This is a genomic window from Nesterenkonia sp. K-15-9-6 (genome assembly GCF_052656005.1).
Map to the genome: position 1 here is coordinate 1 of NZ_JBQYEY010000031.1, position 18,192 is coordinate 18,192.

The following is an 18,192-nucleotide window of genomic DNA, read 5'->3' on the forward strand; positions in this document are numbered from 1 at the left end:
TGGGTACTCGATTCGATCGAATCGAGTACCCACAACTCCAGACCAACTCGCAGAAGAGGGGGCGGGTCGGGGAGGCTCTCTGCGCGGCTCAGTCGTTCGGGCGGGCCGCCGTCGGGCCCTTGGCCAGGGCGATCTCTCGGATGGTGTGCTCCGGGGCCTCCGCCGCAGCGATGACCTCCACCGGGTCGCCGGCCCGGACCTCTCCGGGGGTGACCACGCGGAAGTAGGTGCCAGGACGTCCGGCCTGCAGGAACCGCTTCACCCAGCCGGGCTGGTCCATCCAGCGCCCGAAGGTCGCACACGGGATCCTAGGCCGGGTGACCTCCAGGACGAGCCGGTCCCCCACCCGCCAGCGCTCACCCGGGAACGCGCCGTCGACGTCGAAATCCTCACCCGCGGACCCGGATATCCGCAGATTCTCCCCGAAACTGCCGGGCGGGATGTCCCGGCCCAGCTGCTCGGCCCACCAGACGGCGTCGTCGGCCGCATAGGCGTAGACCGCCTTCTCCTCCCCGCCGTGGTGCTTCCGGTCCGCCTGCACGTCGCCGTGCAGGCCGAGGCTGCGCACCATCACGGGCCCGCTGACCGGACGCTTGTCGATGCCGGTGACCCCGACCGGACCGGGGTCGTCCCGAATCAGCTGGTCCACCACGCAGACGGCGTCGACAGTCCCGGTCAGGCCCAGACGCTGCGCGGCGGCGGCCAGACAGGTCGGAGAGGAGGCGTGGTCGAGGCTCATGGACGACAGTCTAAGCAGACCAGAGGTCCCACTCGGGAAGCCGGCTGTCGGCCCGGAGCACCCGGACAGTCAGTCCCCGAGCAGAGCCAGAGGGACGACGGCGATTCCGTCTCGTCGACGAGAGGTGCGTCTCCCCGTCGTCACCACCACCAGGTCCACGACGTCGTCGGGCATCTTCTCCCGCCACGATGAGGTCGACCTCCTCACACGAGTCATGCGACCGACGATGCGTCACCCGAGCGCCATGAGCCTCAGCAATGACACGAACCGTAAGCGTCGCCAGCGCTTCGAACAGCTTGCCTGCCAGGTCGGCGGACACGGGAAGGCTCAGGCGACGGGCGGTGAGTCCCTGATCGGGGAGGTCTCGGTCGACCACCCGTGGGAGGTAGGCGTCCAGCTCCCGCCCGAGCAGGTGAGCCGGACGCTGGCGCAGACCCGGGAATCCACCTCTGACGATCTCCTGGCAGCAGTCCGTCACGGTGAGCCCCGACTCCCCATGCACCTCCGTCTCCGAGCCGTCGAGCATCTCGACCAGACTGACGGTCGACTCCGCGAGCCCTCTCTCGTGGAGACCCATCGGCCACAGCCGGGCGTGAAGGATTCGTCCCGCTCCACTCTGGACAGTCGAGCCGGCACGGGGCGCGGCGCTGCCGGCCAAGAGAAACGTGCACCACTGACGCTGCCTCTGGTGCACTTCTGCGACGCAGCATGCCTCCGCGGCTCGGGCCCTTATGAGCGCGCATCTGCGCCGACAAGGGCCCGCACCGCGGAGGCATTTCCGAACGTGTCGGTTCAGAGTCCGGCGAGCGCGGCGTCCAGGTCGTCGATGAGATCGGCCACGTCCTCGATGCCCACCGAGAGACGCAGCAGGTTCTCCGGCACGGCCAGCTCGGTGCCGCGCACCGAGGCGTGCGTCATCTCATGCGGGTAGTTCATCAGGGACTCGATGCCGCCCAGAGACTCGGCGAGCACGAACAGCCGGGTGGCCTCGGCGACCTTCCGCGCCGCGGGCTCCCCGCCGGCCAGCTGGAAGGAGACCATGCCTCCGTAACCGCTCATCTGCCTCGTCGCGAGCGCGTGGCCCGGGTGGTCCGGCAGACCCGGGTAGAGCACCCGCTCCACGCCCGGATGGCCCACCAGGTGCTCCGCCACGGCCTGAGCATTGCTGCAGTGCCGGTCCATCCGGACCCCGAGGGTCTTCAGCCCCCGGGTGGTCAGGTAGGCGTCCAGCGGTCCGGAGACCGCGCCGACGGCGAACTGCTGGAAGGCGACCTTCTCGGCCAGGTCTGCCGCGGCGTCGTCGGAGCCCAGCACCACGGCACCGCCGACGACGTCGGAGTGCCCACCGATGTACTTGGTGGTGGAGTGCACCACGATGTCCGCACCGAGGGCCAGCGGCTGCTGCAGGTACGGGGTGGCGAACGTGTTGTCCACGACCAGCAGCGCCCCGCGTGCGTGGGCGATCTCAGCCAGGGCCGGGACGTCGACCACCGTCATCAGCGGGTTGGACGGGGTCTCCACCCACAGCAGGGTCGCGTCGTCGCCGTCGAGCTCGGCGGCGACCCGCTCGTGGTCGTTGAGGTCCAGCGGAGTGTTCGCAATGCCCCAGTCGCCATGGATGCGGCTGATCAGCCGGTAGCTGCCGCCGTAGGCGTCGTTGCCCATCACGATTCGCTGTCCCGGGCGCATCACGGCCCGGATGACGGCGTCCTCGGCGGCCAGCCCGGAGCCGAAGCTGAAGGCGTGCCCCCCGCCCTCGACGGCGGCCAGCTGATTCTGCAGGGCCGTGCGGGTGGGGTTGCCGGCGCGGCCGTAGTCATAGCCGTTGCGCAGGTTCCCGATGCCGTCGGGCGCGAATGTGGTGGAGAAGTGGAGCGGCGGGACCACTGCGCCGAAGACCTCGTCGAGGTCCTGGCCGGCGTGGATCGCCTCGGTGGAGAATCCGCGAGCGCGGTGGGCGTCGTCGTGGTGGGTCATCGGTCCTCCTTAAGCACCGCTGAGGTGCGCCAACAGGTCGTTGCGGGTGAGCACGCCGACGATGTCGCCGTTCTCAGCCACCAGCAGGGTCGGGTTCTTCCGGAGCTTCGCCAGGATCTGCGGCACCGTCTCGGTGATGCCGACCAGAGGCAGGTCCGCACTGAGGTGCTGAGCCACCTCGTCTCGGGGGTCGGCGTGGCCCACGATGAGGTCCTCGGAGAGGCGCTCGACGTCGACGATGCCGTAGACCTCACCGATGCGGGCGACCCGCCCGGGCTGGTCGATGACGGGCACGATGTCGATCCCGTACCGGTTCATCACCGACACCGCCTCCCGCAAAGACGTGGTCCGGGGGATGGAGATCACCTCGGGCAGCGCTTCGCCCACGGAGGTCCGCTTGGCGGCGAGCACGTCGGCGGCCGTGGTGGAGGCGGGGTCCTTCGCGCCGGTGCCGGGGGCAGGGGCGGCGTCGGCACCGATGATGCCCTCACGCACCGCCGTGCTGATCTCGTCCTGGCTGGCCACGCTGATCTCGGTGCCGGTGGAGGTGGACACCACCTCGCCGAAGCCGTGGTCGATCATCCACTGGTCGTTGAAGATCTTGCCCAGGTAGCCGCGGCCGGAGTCCGGCAGCACCGCGACGACGACGTCGTCGGGCCCCAGATCGGCGGCGACCTTCAGCGCCGCGGCCACCGCGGTGCCGGAGGAGCCGCCCACGAGCAGTCCCTCCTCGGTGGCCAGCCGACGGGCCATGGCGAAGGACTCGGCGTCGGTGATGGCGTGCTTCTCGTCGGGGACGGAGGCGTCGTAGTTCTGCACCCAGACGTCCTCGCCGACGCCTTCCACGAAGTACGGGCGGCCCTCGCCGCCGGAGTAGATGGAGCCGTCCGGGTCCGCGACGACCACGCGCACCGGCCCGGTCTCGCGGTCCGCGGAGACCTCCTTGAGGTAGCGACCGGTGCCGGTGACGGTGCCGCCGGTTCCCGCGCCGACCACCAGGTGGGTGATGCGGCCTTCGGTGTCCTCCCAGATCTCCGGTCCGGTCGTCTCATAGTGGGAGGCGGGCGCGGCGGGGTTGGAGAACTGGTCAGGCTTGTAGCCGCCGTCGATCTCGGCGGCGATCTGGTCGGAGATCCCGTAGTAGGACAGCGGCGACTCCGCGGGCACGCCGTTGGGGCCGACGACGACGTCAGCTCCGTAGGCACGCAGCACGTCGCGCTTCTCCTGGGCGACCTTCGGCACGGTGATGAAGACGCTGCGGTAGCCCTTCTGCTGGGCCACCAGGGCCAGGCCGACCCCGGTGTTGCCGGAGGTCGGTTCGACGACGACGCCGCCGGGCTTCAGCCTCCCGTCGGCCTCGGCCTCCTCGATCATCTTCAGCGCGATGCGGTCCTTGATGGACCCTCCGGGGTTCAGGTACTCCAGCTTCACCAGCACGGTGGCGGAGATCCCCTCTGTGATGCGGTTCAGCTTCACCAACGGGGTGCCGCCGATGAGGTCGACGACGGACTGGGCATATCTCATGAGGCCAGCCTACCGGCGCGGACCGACGCGTCTCCGGGGCCCCTCCCCTGGGGGACTCACGGCGCAACATGTCAGTCCGCTGTGCTTCCATGGACAGGTGACGCACCAGCCCCTGACCCAAGACTCGGCGCGGCCGTGGGCGCCCGACGGCGAGGCGGTCGTCGACATGGCGAGCCCGGTGGATCTGCCGCGCACCCTGGGGATCATCCAGCGGGGCTCCGGGGACCCGGCGTTCCGGGTGGATCCCGGCGCCTGGAGGGGTGGGGCCGCCGGCAGTCCGGGAGCGGGGGCGTGGGCCTGCTTCAGGATGTGGTCTCCGCAGTCCTCCCGCGAACTGGGCCAGGTCCTGCTCCGGCTGGATCAGCTGGACGTCTCCCGGGTGCGCGCCCGCCTGTGGTGCGCCGGCGTCGAGGCATCCTCCGAGGAGCTCGCCACGGCAGCGCTGGAGCGTGTGCCCGCGCTGCTGGGCGCTGAGGACGAGGGCTGGGAGGATTTCGACCTCCTGATCGACGCCCTCGGCGACGACCAGTCGACCGCCCTGGCGCGGATCCGTCGCCGGCACCCCGGGGTCCGGCTGCCGGCCACCGGCCAGCTGCTGGACCAGCTGGTGACAGTGACCCTGGAGCAGAAGGTCACCCATGACCAGGCCCGGCACGGCTGGCGTGAGCTGCTGCGCCGGCATGGAGAGCGCCCGCCCGGACCGGCGCCGGACTGGATGCGGCTGCCGTTGACCGGCGAACAGCTCCGCCGGATTCCGTCCTGGCGCTGGCATCAGATGTGGGTGCAGCCGCCGATGGCGGCCACGGTCCTGCGGATCGCCGAGCGTGCCTCCGCGCTGCATCGACTCGCGGCGTGCCCCGGCGATGCGGCATCACTGGAGGACCTGCAGTCCCGGCTGACGGCGATCTCCGGCGTCGGGGTCTGGACCGTCGCAGAGACCCTGCAACGCACGCACGGCGCCGCCGACCTGCCCGCGGTCGGTGATTATCACCTGCCCGCCCTGGTGGGCGAGGCGCTGACCGGGAGCAGGACCGACGACGCCGGCATGCTGCGGATCCTCGAACCGTGGCGGGGACACCGCCAGCGGGTGGTGCGGCTCATCCGGCTGAGCGGATACCGGCACCAGACGTTCGGGCCCCGGCTCAATCCTGCGGACCACCGGGGACGATGACGGGAAAGGTCAGCCCTGCTGCTGGCCCTCGGCCTGCTCCTCGGCGATCTGCCGGTGGATCTCCTCCATGTCGAGGCCCTTCACCGCGGTGATGACCTCGTTGAGCTGCTCGGCATTGAGCGCGCCGGGCTGGGAGAACACCAGCACCTTCTCGCGGAAGGCCATGAGAGTGGGGATGGAGGTGATGCTCGCCGCGGCGGCCAGCTCCTGCTCCGCCTCGGTGTCGACCTTGGCGAAGGTCACGTCCGGGTGCTCCTCGGAGACCTGCTCGTAGATCGGAGCGAACTGCTTGCACGGGCCGCACCAGTCGGCCCAGAAGTCCACCAGGAGGATGTCATTGTCCTCCAGGGTCTTCTGGAACTCCTCGGCGGTGATGTCGGTGGTAGCCATGGCGGCCACGATACGCGACACCGGCGGCGCTGTCGGCCCCGCAGCAGTCGCCGGCGCCCGCTTAAGCCGCCGGCGAAAGGCCTGCGGTCTGCAGTCCTGTCGTGCGCAGTCCTGGCGTGCGCAGTCCTGGCGTGTGCAGTCCTGGTGCGCGCCTCAGTCCACGCACCAGAGGACGGGTTCCTCGTCGCCCTCCTGTGCCTCCAGGCAGATCGCCGCCTCCTGGGCGAGGTCTCGCAGCGCCGGGTCCACCGGCAGCTCGAGGTGCAGCGTCTCCCCGGGTTCGAGGGTGTGGACCTCATCTTCCGGCCCCCACAGCCACACCGGCACCGCAGTGACCGTCCGCAGGGTGTCCGAATCGGACGGGACCCTCAGGCGCAGCTCGTCCCGAGCCGTGCTGACGAGCTCGAGCAGGTGGCGGTCCTGCGCGCCGTCCTCGATCTCCTCCCGTTCTGCGGCCTCGTGGCTGCGCCTCGGCAGCAGAGCACTGAACGGCCGCTCGGTCTCCGGTGGGAGCTCGATGCCGTTCTGCTCGGCGGCCCAGGCCATCCCGTCGAACGGCTCGGCCGCAGGGTCGGCCTCGGTGCAGGTCAGCTCGAGGGCCGCCTCGGAGCTGCGGATCACCACCTCCAGCAGCATCCCCGGCAGGGGGTAGTGGTCCTCGAAGGACGAGAACGCAGCTTCCTCAGCGTCGGTGACCGCCAGGCACAGGGTCTCGACGTGCGTTCCGGCCGCGCTGACCGGAACGTCCTCCCCGGCAGGGACGCTCAGCACCGTGACCCGCGGCGCGTCGGCGTAGAGGATCTCTCCGCGCTCCCAGGGCAGGTCGAACGGACTCACGTGCAGGGTGACTCCGTCGACCGTGGGCGGGCCCGGATCCCGGGGAAAGACGACGTCTCGTGCGGAGGAGATCAGCACCACGTATCGGTCGGCGTCGGCGTCGGGCCGCAGCGTGAGGGTGACGTCCTCGGCCAGGCTCGCCTCTCCAGCGTTGACGCGCAGGATCCGCCCGTCCTCCAGTTCCAGGTCGGCGACCGCGGCGTCACGGTCGTCGGTCTGCCGCAGATCGACGACGGCGGAACGGCCGGTCGGCTCGCCGAGCGGCACACAGCCAGCCAGCAGGACGGCCGCAGCCGTCCCCGTCAGTGCGAGGCGACTACGGCCCCACCTGCGTCCTCTCCCCCGGTGCCCCATGACACCAGTGTCCATGGTCCGGGGCCTCAAAGCACCGGAGACGCCCGACGAGTTGTGAGACCCCAGGCACGAGAAAGGCCCGGACCGTGCGGTCCGGGCCTTTCCAGTGGGTGGCAGATGAGGGATTCGAACCCCCGTAGGCAATGCCAGCTGATTTACAGTCAGCCCCCTTTGGCCGCTCGGGTAATCTGCCGTGGTGCCGTCGTCGGCACCAGACAACTTTACCCAAGACCTCGCGATTTTTCGAATCGGTCGCTCCGGGACGTCCCCGTCCGCCTGTCACGACTTGCCAGTAGGCTGGCCCTGCCCCGTTGTTCACCCATGCCCAGAACCTAGGAGGCTTCGTGGCTGACGTCGAAGCCGAGTCATTGGCCCGCTCCCTGACCGAACGCAGCCCGGCCGGCATCGCCGAGCAGATCCGCGAACTCATCGCCGCCGGCGTGCTCACCGCCGGGATGCGCCTGCCCACCGTCCGCGACGTCGCCACCGAGATCGGAGTCAGCGTCGGCACGGTCGCCCAGGCCTGGGCGCTGCTGCGCGAAGGTGGGCTCGTGGAGACCCGACGCCGGGGCGGCACCCGCATCATCGAGGGCGCCGACCCCCTGGGTGGCGAGTTCGCCGGCTGGTCCGGTGTGGACCTGCTCTACTGCAGTCCTGACCCTCATCTGCTGCCGCCGCTGGACGAAGCTCTGGCCAAAGCTCTCAAGCAGCCCGGCATCAACGCCTGGGGACGGGAGCATATGCTTCCGGAGCTGCAGAAGGAGCTGCAGAAGCGGCTGACGGACCAGCCGCGGGAGTTCGTCACCGTCAGCTCCGGCACCGAGGCGCTGTGGCTGGCCACCCGCGCTGCGGCGGAGTCCGGGGACACCATCGCAGTGGAGGAGCCCACGTCCCCCGGCTACCTCTCCGTGCTGCAGTCCATGGGCCTGCGGGCGGTCGGGGTCCCGGTGGACGAGCAGGGTCCGGTCCCGGAGCGTCTCTCCGAGGCCCTCGAAGCCGGCGCGGTCGCGTTCGTGCACTCCCCCGGCGGTGCATTCTCAGATCGCCACACCCTCACCCCAGAGCGTGGGTTCGCCCTGGAGGCCGCCCTGGAGGCCGCCCCGGAGGTGCTGATCATCGAGGACGATCCGCTGGGCCCGCTGGGCCCGGGGGCTGCCCCTTCCCTGGATGCGCTGTTCCCCGAACGGACCGTGCGGGTGCTCGGATTCGAGCGCGCGTTCGGCATGGATCTGCGCACCTCGGCCCTGGCCGGGCCCCGGGAGCTGGTGCAGCGCTGTGTGCGCCACCGGTCCGGAGGCGTGGCCTCGAACTCGCGGATCCTTCAGCATGCGCTGGTGCAGCTGCTGCGGGACCCGGTGGTCTCTCACCGTCTCACCTCCGCGCGGGGACACTATGCCACCCGCCGACGACTGGCCTTGGAGGCCTTCGAAGCCGCCGGACTGACCGCCCGCGCGGGCACCCACAGCTGGGCGGTGTGGGTGGAGGTCGCCGACGAGCGCGCTGCGGCCCTGGCGCTCAGCGGCCAGGGGGTGGTGGCCGACGTCGGCGCCGCCAGCCACGTCACGGAGCAGCCCACCGGCCTGCTCCGCTTCTCGGTGGCGCAGCTGCCGGAGGACGACGCCGTGCTGGCCGAGCTGGCGCAGCTGGTGCGTCGCGCCGCCGTCGGGGAGCTGGGCGAGGCGACGTTCGTCTGAGCCGCCTTCGCCGCCCTCGCCGCTCACCTCACCTCGCCGTCCGTGGACGTCGATAGACTCGACGTCGACGACGACCCCGAGCAACAGGAGGATCTATGGCCAAGGAATCCAGCTTCGACATCGTCTCCAAGGTGGACAAGCAGGAGGTCAGCAACGCCCTGAACCAGGCGCAGAAGGAGATCGCCCAGCGCTACGACTTCCGCGGCACCGGCGCGGAGATCGACTTCTCCGGGGAGAACATCCTCATCAAGGCCAACTCGGAGGAGCGGGCCAAGGCCGTGCAGGACGTGTTCGGCTCCAAGCTCATCAAGCGCGGCATCTCCCTGAAGTCCTTCGACGCCGGCGAGCCCTTCGCCTCCGGCAAGGAGTACCGGATCGAGGGAGCCATCAAGGAGGGCATCGACCAGCCCACCGCGAAGAAGATCACCAAGCAGATCCGGGACGAGGGCCCCAAGTCGGTCAAGGCCACCATCCAGGGCGATGAGCTGCGCGTGACCTCGAAGTCGCGTGACGACCTCCAGGAGGTCATCACGATGCTGAAGGACTTCGACGACGCCGCCCTGCAGTTCGTCAACATGCGCTGAGGATCCGACCACCTGGACTCAGTCGAGGACGAGCCCCCAGGCATCTCGCAGAAGCCCGCGCCCAGACTCCGTGAGCGTCAGCCCACGGCCGGCGCGGTGCTTCTGCACCCACTCGGCATCGAGGAAACGCGTGGCCACTGCTGCGCCGAGAGCTCCCGCCAGGTGGGGCCGACGCACGGTCCAGTCCAGGCAGGCCCGCGTGGTGGGGCGCCTGGCCTCTCCTGCCGCGCAGACGTCGACGTCCAGGGCTGACAGGCCCTCCGCTCCGCGGTCGCTGAGTGCCAGCTGGTCCCCCGTCAGCCAGCCGCGACGTCGCCATTCGTCGGTGATCGCCACGCCGAGTCGACCCGCCAGATGGTCGTAGCACAATCGGGCCTCCGCCAGCCGTGCGGCCTCACGGCTGACCGCATAGCTGTGAACCTCTGTAGGTTCGCTGACCGCCCCGAGGGCCTCCAATGCCTCTGCCACCTCCGGACCCGCAAGGGCGTACCAGCGACGCCTCCCCTGAGCCGTACAGGTGACCAGCCGGGCTTCCACCAGCACCGCCAGATGCTCCGATCCGGTGGAGGGACTCACCTTCGCCGCCCGAGCCAGCTCCCCCGCCGGACGGACGCTTCCGTCCATGAGCAGGTTCAGCATCCTCGCCCGCGCCGGCGCTGCCAACGCGGCCCCGATCCGCGCGAAGTCCCGGTCTCTCATCTCCACCACCGGCACCGCCCCGTCCCGTCCTGGCGCGTCCTGCTGCGCCTGGTCATCTGGTTCCCTGCCATCCTCCCGCAACGACGTTTCGGCCGTGGCCGCACCGATCGGCTCCTACGGTGGATCCATGAGTGCTACAGCCCACCATTATCAGACCCGACTCGCCTGGCCTGTCTCCCCGGAGGCGGGTTCCACCGGTCGAGGGCTCCGAGGCTACTCCCGGAATCATGAGGTGTTCACCGACGGAGTGGACGGCGCCCTGGCCTTGAGCGCGGACCCGGGCTTCCGTGGAGATCCGTCGCGGCTCAACCCCGAGCAGCTGCTGGTGATGGCGGCGTCGTCCTGCCAGATGCTGAGCATGCTGGGGGCCGCTGCCCGTGCGGGGGTGGACATCCTCAGCTATCAGGATGTCGCCACGAGCCGGCTGCTGGGCAATGCCGCCCGCCTCGACACCATCCGGTTGGAGGTGACGGTCCAAGTCGCTCCAGGAACGGACGCATCCCGCGTCCGCGAGCTCGCGCAGGAGGCGCACGAGCACTGCTACATCGCCAACAGTCTGGCGATCCCCGTCGAAGTGGATGTCACGGTGGTGGTCACCGCGGGTCGGGGCTGAGCGGAGGATCGCCTCCGTCGTCGTCCGGCCCGGGCAGCGCCGGGCCATCCGTGCCGCCCGAGTCGGTCTGACCGCCAGCGCCGCCGTCCTGCCCGCGGACCTCGTGGAGGACCTCCTGGAAGAAGTCGCGGACCTCTTCCCAGCGGACGCGGGAATTCGCGAGGTGCTCCTCGAGGCGCTCGATCTCCTCATGCTGCAGGCGCCGCTGACGCTGCTCGGAGAGCTCTCGGCGCAGCTCGGCGACCGTGGACTCGGCCTCGCGGAGGATCTTCTCGAGCTCGGCCTCCAGCTCCGTGACGTTCTCGTCGTCCTCCGGACGATGCTCCTCGTGTTCAGCGCTCACGGCCTGGCCCCTTCTCTTCCCTGAGGCGCAGCGCGCCCGCGTTCTCAGCACCCACTCTGGCCCAGCATGGGCTCCGGCACAACACGTGCCGAGGGCCGGACGGTGAACGACGGGGGAACGCTCAGAAGATGACGGTGCCGAAGATCAGCACCAGCGGCAGGGCGACGAAGACGCCCAGGACCCAGACGGCGGCGTAGATCTTCTTCTCGGCCGCCAGGTTCGCCAACCAGGTGGCGCCGCGCGGCGGCAGCTCCCGCAGGAACGGCAGGCCGAAGATCACCAGGGTGGCCAGCACGTTGAAGCTCAGGTGCACCAGGGCGGCGATGAGCGCGTAGTGCGCCTCCACGCCGGTGAAGGCGAAGGCGGAGATCAGCGCGGTCACCGTCGTGCCGATGTTGGCGCCGATGGTGAACGGGTAGACCTGGCGCAGCGTGAACGCGCCGGAGCCGGCCAGCGGGACCATCAGGGCGGTGGAGGTGGAGGAGGACTGCACCATGACGGTCATCAGAGCGCCGGAGCCGATGCCGGTGATCGGGCCGCGGCCCATGGCCGCGTGGAAGACGGCCTTCGCCTTGCCGACCATCAGGACCTTGAGCATCCGGCCGATGAAGTTGATGACCATCAGGATCAGCGCCACGGCGACCACGATCATCACGATGCCGCGGACCGGGTCCGGGATCCAGCTGACGGTGTACTGGATGCCGTCCGCCAGCGGCGTGGTGGCTGCTTTGACGACGTCGCCGATGCCGCCGAACACCGCGGCGAACAGGCCGCCGTCGCTGTCCGAGGCGTGGCCGGCGAAGAACGTGGCGATGCGCTCCAGCAGGCCGAAGGCCATCTCCAGGGGCAGGAAGATCAGCACCGCGATGAGGTTGAAGAAGTCATGGACGGTGGCGGCGGCGAATCCGCGGCGGAACTGCTCCTTGTCCCGGACCATGCCGAGGCTGACCAGCGTGTTGGTCAGCGTGGTGCCGATGTTCGCACCCAGGATGATCGGGATGGCCACCTGCAGCGGCAGACCGCCGGCGACGAGGCCGACGGTGACCGAGGTGGTGGTGGAGGAGGACTGGGTCAGCGCCGTGGCGGCCACACCGATCATCAGGCCGATGAGCGGGTTGGTGGCAAAGGCGAACAGCGTCTCCGCCTGGTCGCCGGTGGCGGCCTTGAAGCCGGAGCCGATGACATTGACGGCGGTGATGAGCACGTAGACGGCGGCCACGACGGCCAGCCAGTTGATGACGTCGAGTGCGCGGCCGGAGAATCCGAGGCGCTCGAACGGGCTGATGAGACGGGGCGTCTCCTCAGCGGCCTGCACTGCCGGGCGGCGGGCCTCGACAGACGGCATTGCGGTCATCCAGTCTCCTCCAGATGTGGGCTGCGCACAGCCCTGACTCACTGTCCTCATCCAGAGTGATCCCTCCCGACGACCAGAACCACACGTTAAGGTGAACGGAAGGTGAACAGTGGCGCACCGACCCTGTGAGTCCTCGCACAGACGTCCGCGCAGACCTCCGCACAGCTGTCCGCCCTCAGCGTGCAGACAGCCGCCCCAGGGCGCCGTGTCAGGCGGGATCAGTAGGATGGCGCCATGCACCATCACCATGGACGGCTCCGCACGGCAGGCCTGCTGGCCTTCCTGTTCGCCCTGCTCCTCTTCGTGGGCGCGATCGTCGCCTACTTCACCAATGCGCCGATCTTCCTGTTCATCTTCGCCGGAGTCGGCCTGGTCTCCGTGGCGATCAGCTACTGGAACTCGGACAAGATCGCACTGCGCGCCATGAAGGCCTACCCGGTGAGCCGGGAGCAGGCCCCCCAGCTCTACCAGATGGTGGAAGAGCTGGCCCACCGCGCCCAGCAGCCGGTGCCGCGCATCTACATCGCACCCAGCCCCACCCCGAACGCCTTCGCCACGGGCCGCAATCCCGAGAACGGCGTCGTGTGCTTCACCGAGGGCATTCTCAACCTGCTGACTCCGCGCGAGCTACGCGGTGTGACCGGCCACGAGCTGATGCACGTCTACAACCGAGACATCCTGGTCTCCTCGGTGGCGGCGGCCGTGGCCGGCTTCCTGACCACCATCAGCCAGTACTTCATGTTCTTCGGCATGATGGGCGGCGGTCGCAGCAACAACCAGGGCGGCGGCAACCCGCTGGTCCTGGTGGGCGGCCTGCTGGCCATGCTGCTGATGCCCATGGCGGCCAGCCTGATCCAGATGGCGATCAGCCGCACCCGCGAGTATGACGCCGACGCCGACGGCTCGGAGCTCAGCGGAGACCCGCTGGCGCTGGCCTCAGCCCTGCGCAAGCTCGACGGCGGCATCGCCCGCCAGCCGCTGCGCGAGGAGCCCAAGCACGACGCCCACGCGCACATGATGATCGCCAACCCCTTCGGACCGAAGGCGAAGCAGATGTTCAGCACCCACCCGCCGATGGACGAGCGCATCGCCCGCCTGGAGCAGATGGCCGGCGGTCAGGCCCCGCAGGGCTGATCGGCCGGCGCCGGTCAGACCGTCGCCTGCACCGCGCGGGAGATGCGCACCATCTCCTCGCGCGGGACCACCTTGACGCGCTCGCGCTCCACGGGGCCGGACGCAGTGGCCTCCTCACCGAGGCGGACCTCGTGCTCATCCAGCTGCAGCCATCCGTCCCAGGTGGTGAACTCGACACCACGGGACTCCAGCAGCTCCACCACAGCATCCTCCCGCGGGTCCTCGGCCACGGGCAGGTGGTGGACATCCTCGAGCAGGCAGCCGATGGTCTCCAGCGCATCGCCCTTGGTGTGACCGATGAGCCCCACCGGCCCCCGCTTGATCCAGCCGGTGGCGTAGGTGCCGGGAATGTGTTCGCCGTCCTGCAGGACGCGGCCGGCCTCGTTGACGATGACGCCGCGGCGCTCGTCGAAGGGCACGCCGTCCACAGGGGAGCCGAAGTAGCCGACGGCCCGGTAGACCGCCTGGCACTCGTAGTCCAGGAACTCTCCGGTGCCACGGACGCCGCCGGCGCCGTCGAGCTCCATGCGTTCGAAGCGGACCCCGGCGACCTTCCCGGCCCGGTCGCCGGTGCCTTCGAGGATCTCCACCGGCTGGTGCAGGAAGTGCATATGCAGCCGGCGTGACGCCTCCTCGGTGCGTTCCTCCTGCTCCACCAGCCAGTTCGCCAGGGTGTTGACCATGGTCTTGACCTGGTTGTTGGACTTGATGGCCTCGTCCGAGGCCTCGTCGAACTCGAAGTCCTGCTCGTCCAGGACGATGTCGACGTCGCGGCTGTGGGCCAGCTCGCGCAGCTCCAGCGGGGTGAACTTCACCTGGGCGGGCCCACGGCGCCCGAAGATGTGGACGTCGGTGACGGGCGAGGACGCCAGCCCCTGATAGACGTTGTCCGGGATCTCTGTGCTGAGCATGTCCGTGGCGTGCTTGGACAGCACGCGCGCCACGTCCAAGGCCACGTTGCCGTTGCCGATGACGGCCACCTTCTCCGCCTCCAACGGCCACTCGCGGGGGTAGTCCGGGTGGCCGTCGTACCAGGAGACGAAGTCCGCGGCGCCGAAGGACCCCTCGAGCTCGATGCCGGGGATCGCCAGCTCGGCGTCCTTGATGGCCCCGGTGGCGAAGATGACGGCGTCGTAATGGCGCCGCAGGTCCTCCAGGGTGATGTCGGTGCCGACGTCGACATTGCCGAGCAGACGGATGTCTCCACGGTCCATGACCTTGTGCAGAGCCTTGATGATGCCCTTGATCCGCGGGTGGTCCGGGGCCACGCCGTAGCGGATCAGCCCGAAGGGCGCCGGGTAGCGGTCGAAGAGGTCGATGCTGAACTCGATGTCGCTCTTCTTCTGGGACTTCGACAGGATGTCCGCCGCGTAGACGCCGGCGGGGCCGGAGCCGATGATGGCCACACGGAGGGGCCGCTGGCGAGGATTCTCAGACACGGACGACTTCCTTTCGGCGCGAATACCACAGAACAGTATGCCGTATTGGTCAACGCCGCCCCTCCCCCCGGCTGTTCCCGACAGGCGCGAACTCCGCCCATCATGAGGGAACTCACACCATCAGCAGCAGCATCACTGGCCAGGTGCACGAAAAGTGCACTACAGTGCACTGCATGGATGTGACCCAGGCCCTCGGCGAGCGCGTGCGCTCCGCCCGCCTCCGCCGCGGCTGGACCTTGGACCGACTGGCGGAAGCGGCCGGCGTCTCCCGCCGCATGGCGGTCAACATCGAACAGGGCACCACCAACCCCACGCTGGCCACGCTGCTGAAGCTCAGTGAAGCGCTCGGCACCGGACTGCCGGCGCTCGTGGAGCCCCCGCGCCGGCCCCTGCAGGTCACCCGGTCCGGGGAGGGCTCCACGCTCTGGAAGGGCGAGCACGGCGGACGCGGCGTGCTGGTGGCCTCCTCGGACCGCCCCGACGTCGTCGAACTCTGGGACTGGACGCTGCGCCCCGGAGAGTCCCACCGCAGCGCACCGCATCTGCCTGACACGCGGGAACTGCTGCATGTGATCTCCGGGGAGCTGACTGTGGAGGTCGACGACGACGCCGTCACCCTCTCCCCCGGCGACTCCCTCACCTTCCCCGGAGACGCCCCGCACGCCTACCGATGCACCGGCGCCGACCCGACGCGCTTCTCCCTGACCGTCCACGAACCCCGCAGCGAAGGACCCTCATGACAGCACTGACCCAGACCGACCTCGACCGGTTCCTGGCCGGAGCCCGCATCACCGACCCGGTCATGGCGCTGCGCCCCGACTACCGGGCCCTGCTGCTGGCCGTGGACCGGGTCGACGCCGGCGAGTGCGACGCCGCCAGCGAGGACCTGCTGCGCCGCGCCGAGGCCTCCGCCGCCGAGGAGCTCACCTCCCGGCCCGTCACCGAAGTGCCGCATGTGGCCGCCTGGCGGGAGGCCTACCGGGCCTTCGGCGCCAAACCCAAGAAGGTCCGCAGCAGCCTGGAGGCGCTGATGCGCCGCGCCGCCTCCGACGGACTGCCGCGGATCAACCGGCTGACCGATGTCTACAACGCCGTCTCGGTGCTCCACCAGGTGCCTGTGGGCGGAGAGGACCTGCACCGCTACCAGGGCTCACCTGTGCTGACCCGGGCCGCCGGGGACGAACCCTTCGACACCACCGCCGGCGGAGAGCCGCTCATCGACCACCCGGAGGCCGGCGAGGCCATCTGGCGCGACGACGTGGGGGTGACCTGCCGGCGGTGGAACTGGCGTCAGGGCCGCCGCACCGCGCTGACGACGTCGACCTCCGCCGCCCTGTTCATCTTCGACGCCCTCGAGCCGATGGACGACGACGCCCTGCACGCCGCCGCCGACGTCCTGGTGGAGCACCTGGGCGCCGGAGCCTCTGCCCGCCGCCTCCTGCCGGGAGACTGAGCCATGCCTGCCCCGACCCCCGCAGAGCTCTTCTCCGGCCTCTCCGCCTTCCCGCTGACGCCATTCCGCAGAGCCGCCGACGGAACGGACACCGTCGACCTCGACGCCGTGTCCTCCCTGGTGGCACGCTGCGCGTCCGCCGGAGCCCAGAGCATCACCGTGCTGGGCTCCACGGGCTCCTACGCCTACCTGGACCGCACCGAACGGCAGGACGTGCTGGAGGCCGCCGTCGCCGCGTCCCCCGGGAGCCCCGTGCTGGCCGGTGTGGGAGCGCTGCGCACCTCGGCGGTGCTGGAGCATGTGCGCGACGCCGAGGCCGCCGGCGCGGACGGCCTGCTGCTGGCCCCGGTCAGCTACCAGCCGCTCTCCGAGGACGAGGTCGTCGGGCTCTTCGACGACGTGTGCCGCCGTACAGAGCTTCCCGTGGCGCTCTATGACAATCCCCGCACCACCGGATTCCGCTTCACCCCCGAGCTCTACGGGCGCATCGCCGCGCTGCCCCAGCTGGCGGCGGTGAAGATCCCGCCGTTGCCGGAGGACCCCGCCCAGGCCCGCGACGTCGTCGCCGCAGTCCGCGCGGAGGTCCCCGACGACGTCGCCCTCGGCATCTCCGGCGATCCCTCGGCGCTCCGGGGGCTCACCTCCGGCTGCGCGGCCTGGTTCTCCGTGATCGGCGGGGTGCTGCCCGGGGCCGCCCGTCGGCTGGTGGAGCGCCGGGACGACACCGAGCTGACCCCGCTGTGGCCGCTGATGGCCACCCATGGCAGCCTGCGCGTGGCCGCCGCAGCCGCCGAACATCTGGGACTGGCGCCCCGGGACTGCCTGCCCCGGCCGCTCCGAGGGCTGGACGAGGACGCCCGTGCCCACGTGGCCGACGCGCTGGAGACCGTGCAGCCCTGACCGTCCAGCCCTGATGACCGCCCAGCCCTGACCGCCCAGTAGACTGGCGCGCATGGCGGAGATGCTGCTCGAGAAGTTCAAGGCCCTGGTCCCGAAGTACCTCGATGAGAAGTGGACCCCGCAGGAGGGCTACTCCGCCGAGGAGCTGGGCGACGCCCTCGCGGAGGCGGAGCTGCCCGACGGCGTCCGACTGCCGCTGGTGCTCGAAGAGTTCTACCGGGCGCTGGGCCGCTGCGAGGAGCTCATGGAGGCCCATCACTTCTTCTTCGACCCGGACGAGCTCGAGGTCGAGGACGGGCACCTGCTGTTCCTGGAGGACGAAGACGAACGCTGGGTGTGGGGCATCCCCGTGGACATCCTGGACGTCCCGGACCCGCTGATCCGGCGTCGCAGCAACAAGCAGAAGCACTGGAACGATGAGGACGCCACCGTGGGCGAGTTCATCCTGGACCTGCTCGAGTTCTCCTTCGAGGAGGACTGATGCCGCTGTGGAGCTCCCACGCCCCGGACGACTATCCGTGCCCGTTCTGCGGCCTGGCCCGCGGTGACGTCAGCGACCCGACGAACCGCTGCGAGCTGAGCGACCTCGTCTTCCAGGACGAGGAGCTGCTGGTGTTCATGGCCTGCGACGGGTTCGGCCCGCACGAGGGTCACGCGATGATCTCCCCGGTGGCCCACCGGGAGACGCTCTACGACCTCGACGACCACCTGCTGGCGCGCATCGGGGCCATGTCCCGGGACCTCGCTCTGGCGATGAAGCTCGCCTGGAACCCGGAGGGCACCTCCGTGCGGCAGCACAACGAGCCGGCCGGCAACCAGCACGTGTGGCACTATCACCTGCACGTCTTCCCGCGATACAGCGATGACATGCTCTACCGGCAGGTCCGTCATCCGGTGGCCGTGGAGGTCCGGGCCCAGAAGGCCCGGCAGCTGGCGGCCGCGCTGGAGCAGATCCTGGCCGGGGCCGGGCACTGACCCTCAGGCCGG

General features: G+C 70.0%; 20 protein-coding genes and 1 tRNA gene. 10 read left to right on the forward strand and 11 right to left on the reverse strand.

The genetic code is table 11. The features are described from left to right. Positions 1–88: 88 nt before the first annotated feature. The 4 genes from SD455_RS14735 to SD455_RS14750 all read right to left on the reverse strand — a co-directional run bounded on the left by SD455_RS14735 (position 89) and on the right by SD455_RS14750 (position 4,240). Positions 89–739 carry an MOSC domain-containing protein gene (locus SD455_RS14735; protein WP_083277632.1) on the reverse strand — a complete coding sequence of 217 codons (651 nt, stop codon included), beginning with the start codon at positions 737–739 and terminating at the stop codon, positions 89–91. A gap of 69 nt (positions 740–808) precedes the next feature. Further along, positions 809–955, reverse strand: coding sequence for a hypothetical protein (locus SD455_RS14740; protein WP_445508559.1), 147 nt, complete (start codon positions 953–955; stop codon positions 809–811). 576 nt (positions 956–1,531) lie between these two features. After that, positions 1,532–2,716 (reverse strand): cystathionine gamma-synthase, encoded by a 1,185-nt coding sequence (locus SD455_RS14745; RefSeq protein ID WP_311024552.1) that lies wholly within the window; start codon positions 2,714–2,716, stop codon positions 1,532–1,534. Positions 2,717–2,725: 9 nt separating this feature from the next. Continuing rightward, the gene (locus SD455_RS14750) at positions 2,726–4,240 is read right to left on the reverse strand and encodes a pyridoxal-phosphate dependent enzyme (protein WP_070161201.1); all 1,515 of its coding nucleotides are present in this window, start codon (positions 4,238–4,240) and stop codon (positions 2,726–2,728) included. Positions 4,241–4,337: 97 nt separating this feature from the next. On the opposite strand from SD455_RS14750, the gene SD455_RS14755 reads away from it, so the two are divergent. Continuing rightward, positions 4,338–5,411 carry a DNA-3-methyladenine glycosylase family protein gene (locus SD455_RS14755; protein WP_445508560.1) on the forward strand — a complete coding sequence of 358 codons (1,074 nt, stop codon included), beginning with the start codon at positions 4,338–4,340 and terminating at the stop codon, positions 5,409–5,411. Between the two features lie 9 nt (positions 5,412–5,420). Here SD455_RS14755 and trxA read toward each other — a convergent pair whose 3' ends face one another. The 3 genes from trxA to SD455_RS14770 form a co-directional block, all read right to left on the reverse strand. Next, complete coding sequence (trxA, locus tag SD455_RS14760) at positions 5,421–5,801, reverse strand: thioredoxin (RefSeq protein ID WP_445508561.1); 381 nt, start codon at positions 5,799–5,801, stop codon at positions 5,421–5,423. Between the two features lie 153 nt (positions 5,802–5,954). Further along, positions 5,955–6,905 (reverse strand): hypothetical protein, encoded by a 951-nt coding sequence (locus tag SD455_RS14765; protein WP_070161197.1) that lies wholly within the window; start codon positions 6,903–6,905, stop codon positions 5,955–5,957. Positions 6,906–7,103: 198 nt separating this feature from the next. After that, positions 7,104–7,185 (reverse strand) — tRNA-Tyr (locus tag SD455_RS14770). Between the two features lie 151 nt (positions 7,186–7,336). Between SD455_RS14770 and SD455_RS14775 the strand changes: the two genes are divergently transcribed. Together SD455_RS14775 and SD455_RS14780 are read left to right on the forward strand one after the other, a co-directional pair. Continuing rightward, complete coding sequence (locus tag SD455_RS14775; protein ID WP_445508562.1) at positions 7,337–8,686, forward strand: aminotransferase-like domain-containing protein; 1,350 nt, start codon at positions 7,337–7,339, stop codon at positions 8,684–8,686. 95 nt (positions 8,687–8,781) lie between these two features. After that, positions 8,782–9,270, forward strand: a complete 489-nt coding sequence (locus tag SD455_RS14780; protein WP_070158358.1) for a YajQ family cyclic di-GMP-binding protein — start codon at positions 8,782–8,784, stop codon at positions 9,268–9,270. A gap of 18 nt (positions 9,271–9,288) precedes the next feature. Here SD455_RS14780 and SD455_RS14785 read toward each other — a convergent pair whose 3' ends face one another. Beyond that, complete coding sequence (locus SD455_RS14785; protein WP_070158361.1) at positions 9,289–9,969, reverse strand: ArsR/SmtB family transcription factor; 681 nt, start codon at positions 9,967–9,969, stop codon at positions 9,289–9,291. A 127-nt stretch (positions 9,970–10,096) separates the two neighbouring features. Here SD455_RS14785 and SD455_RS14790 point away from each other — a divergent pair, with 127 nt between their 5' ends. Beyond that, positions 10,097–10,582 (forward strand): OsmC family protein, encoded by a 486-nt coding sequence (locus SD455_RS14790; RefSeq protein WP_445508563.1) that lies wholly within the window; start codon positions 10,097–10,099, stop codon positions 10,580–10,582. On the opposite strand, the gene SD455_RS14795 is transcribed toward SD455_RS14790, so the two are convergent. Further along, positions 10,563–10,925: a hypothetical protein gene (locus SD455_RS14795; protein WP_445508564.1), complete on the reverse strand. Its 363-nt coding sequence runs from the start codon at positions 10,923–10,925 to the stop codon at positions 10,563–10,565. The genes SD455_RS14790 and SD455_RS14795 overlap by 20 nt on opposite strands. Positions 10,926–11,046: 121 nt before the next feature. Continuing rightward, positions 11,047–12,279: a Na/Pi symporter gene (locus tag SD455_RS14800; RefSeq protein WP_139827772.1), complete on the reverse strand. Its 1,233-nt coding sequence runs from the start codon at positions 12,277–12,279 to the stop codon at positions 11,047–11,049. A gap of 234 nt (positions 12,280–12,513) precedes the next feature. Between SD455_RS14800 and SD455_RS14805 the strand changes: the two genes are divergently transcribed. Continuing rightward, on the forward strand, positions 12,514–13,413 hold the full coding sequence (locus SD455_RS14805) for a M48 family metalloprotease (protein WP_311024560.1): 900 nt from the start codon (positions 12,514–12,516) through the stop codon (positions 13,411–13,413). A 14-nt stretch (positions 13,414–13,427) separates the two neighbouring features. Here SD455_RS14805 and SD455_RS14810 read toward each other — a convergent pair whose 3' ends face one another. Continuing rightward, complete coding sequence (locus SD455_RS14810; RefSeq protein WP_070158354.1) at positions 13,428–14,852, reverse strand: FAD-dependent oxidoreductase; 1,425 nt, start codon at positions 14,850–14,852, stop codon at positions 13,428–13,430. A gap of 173 nt (positions 14,853–15,025) precedes the next feature. Here SD455_RS14810 and SD455_RS14815 point away from each other — a divergent pair, with 173 nt between their 5' ends. Genes SD455_RS14815 through SD455_RS14835 form a run of 5 tightly spaced genes read left to right on the forward strand, consistent with a single transcriptional unit; the run spans position 15,026 to position 18,180 of the window. Continuing rightward, a complete protein-coding gene (locus tag SD455_RS14815; protein WP_311024561.1) occupies positions 15,026–15,592 on the forward strand; it encodes a helix-turn-helix domain-containing protein in 567 nt (188 codons plus the stop codon). Next, entirely contained in the window at positions 15,589–16,305 is a 717-nt protein-coding gene (locus SD455_RS14820; protein WP_344681960.1) for a B3/B4 domain-containing protein, read from the forward strand. Before SD455_RS14815 ends, SD455_RS14820 begins: the two co-directional genes overlap by 4 nt. A gap of 3 nt (positions 16,306–16,308) precedes the next feature. Continuing rightward, complete coding sequence (locus tag SD455_RS14825; RefSeq protein ID WP_445508565.1) at positions 16,309–17,205, forward strand: dihydrodipicolinate synthase family protein; 897 nt, start codon at positions 16,309–16,311, stop codon at positions 17,203–17,205. Positions 17,206–17,257: 52 nt separating this feature from the next. Next, positions 17,258–17,686 carry a hypothetical protein gene (locus SD455_RS14830; RefSeq protein ID WP_070158351.1) on the forward strand — a complete coding sequence of 143 codons (429 nt, stop codon included), beginning with the start codon at positions 17,258–17,260 and terminating at the stop codon, positions 17,684–17,686. Continuing rightward, positions 17,686–18,180, forward strand: a complete 495-nt coding sequence (locus SD455_RS14835; RefSeq protein ID WP_070158350.1) for an HIT family protein — start codon at positions 17,686–17,688, stop codon at positions 18,178–18,180. The genes SD455_RS14830 and SD455_RS14835 overlap by 1 nt, the downstream gene beginning before the upstream one ends. Positions 18,181–18,192: the final 12 nt, after the last annotated feature.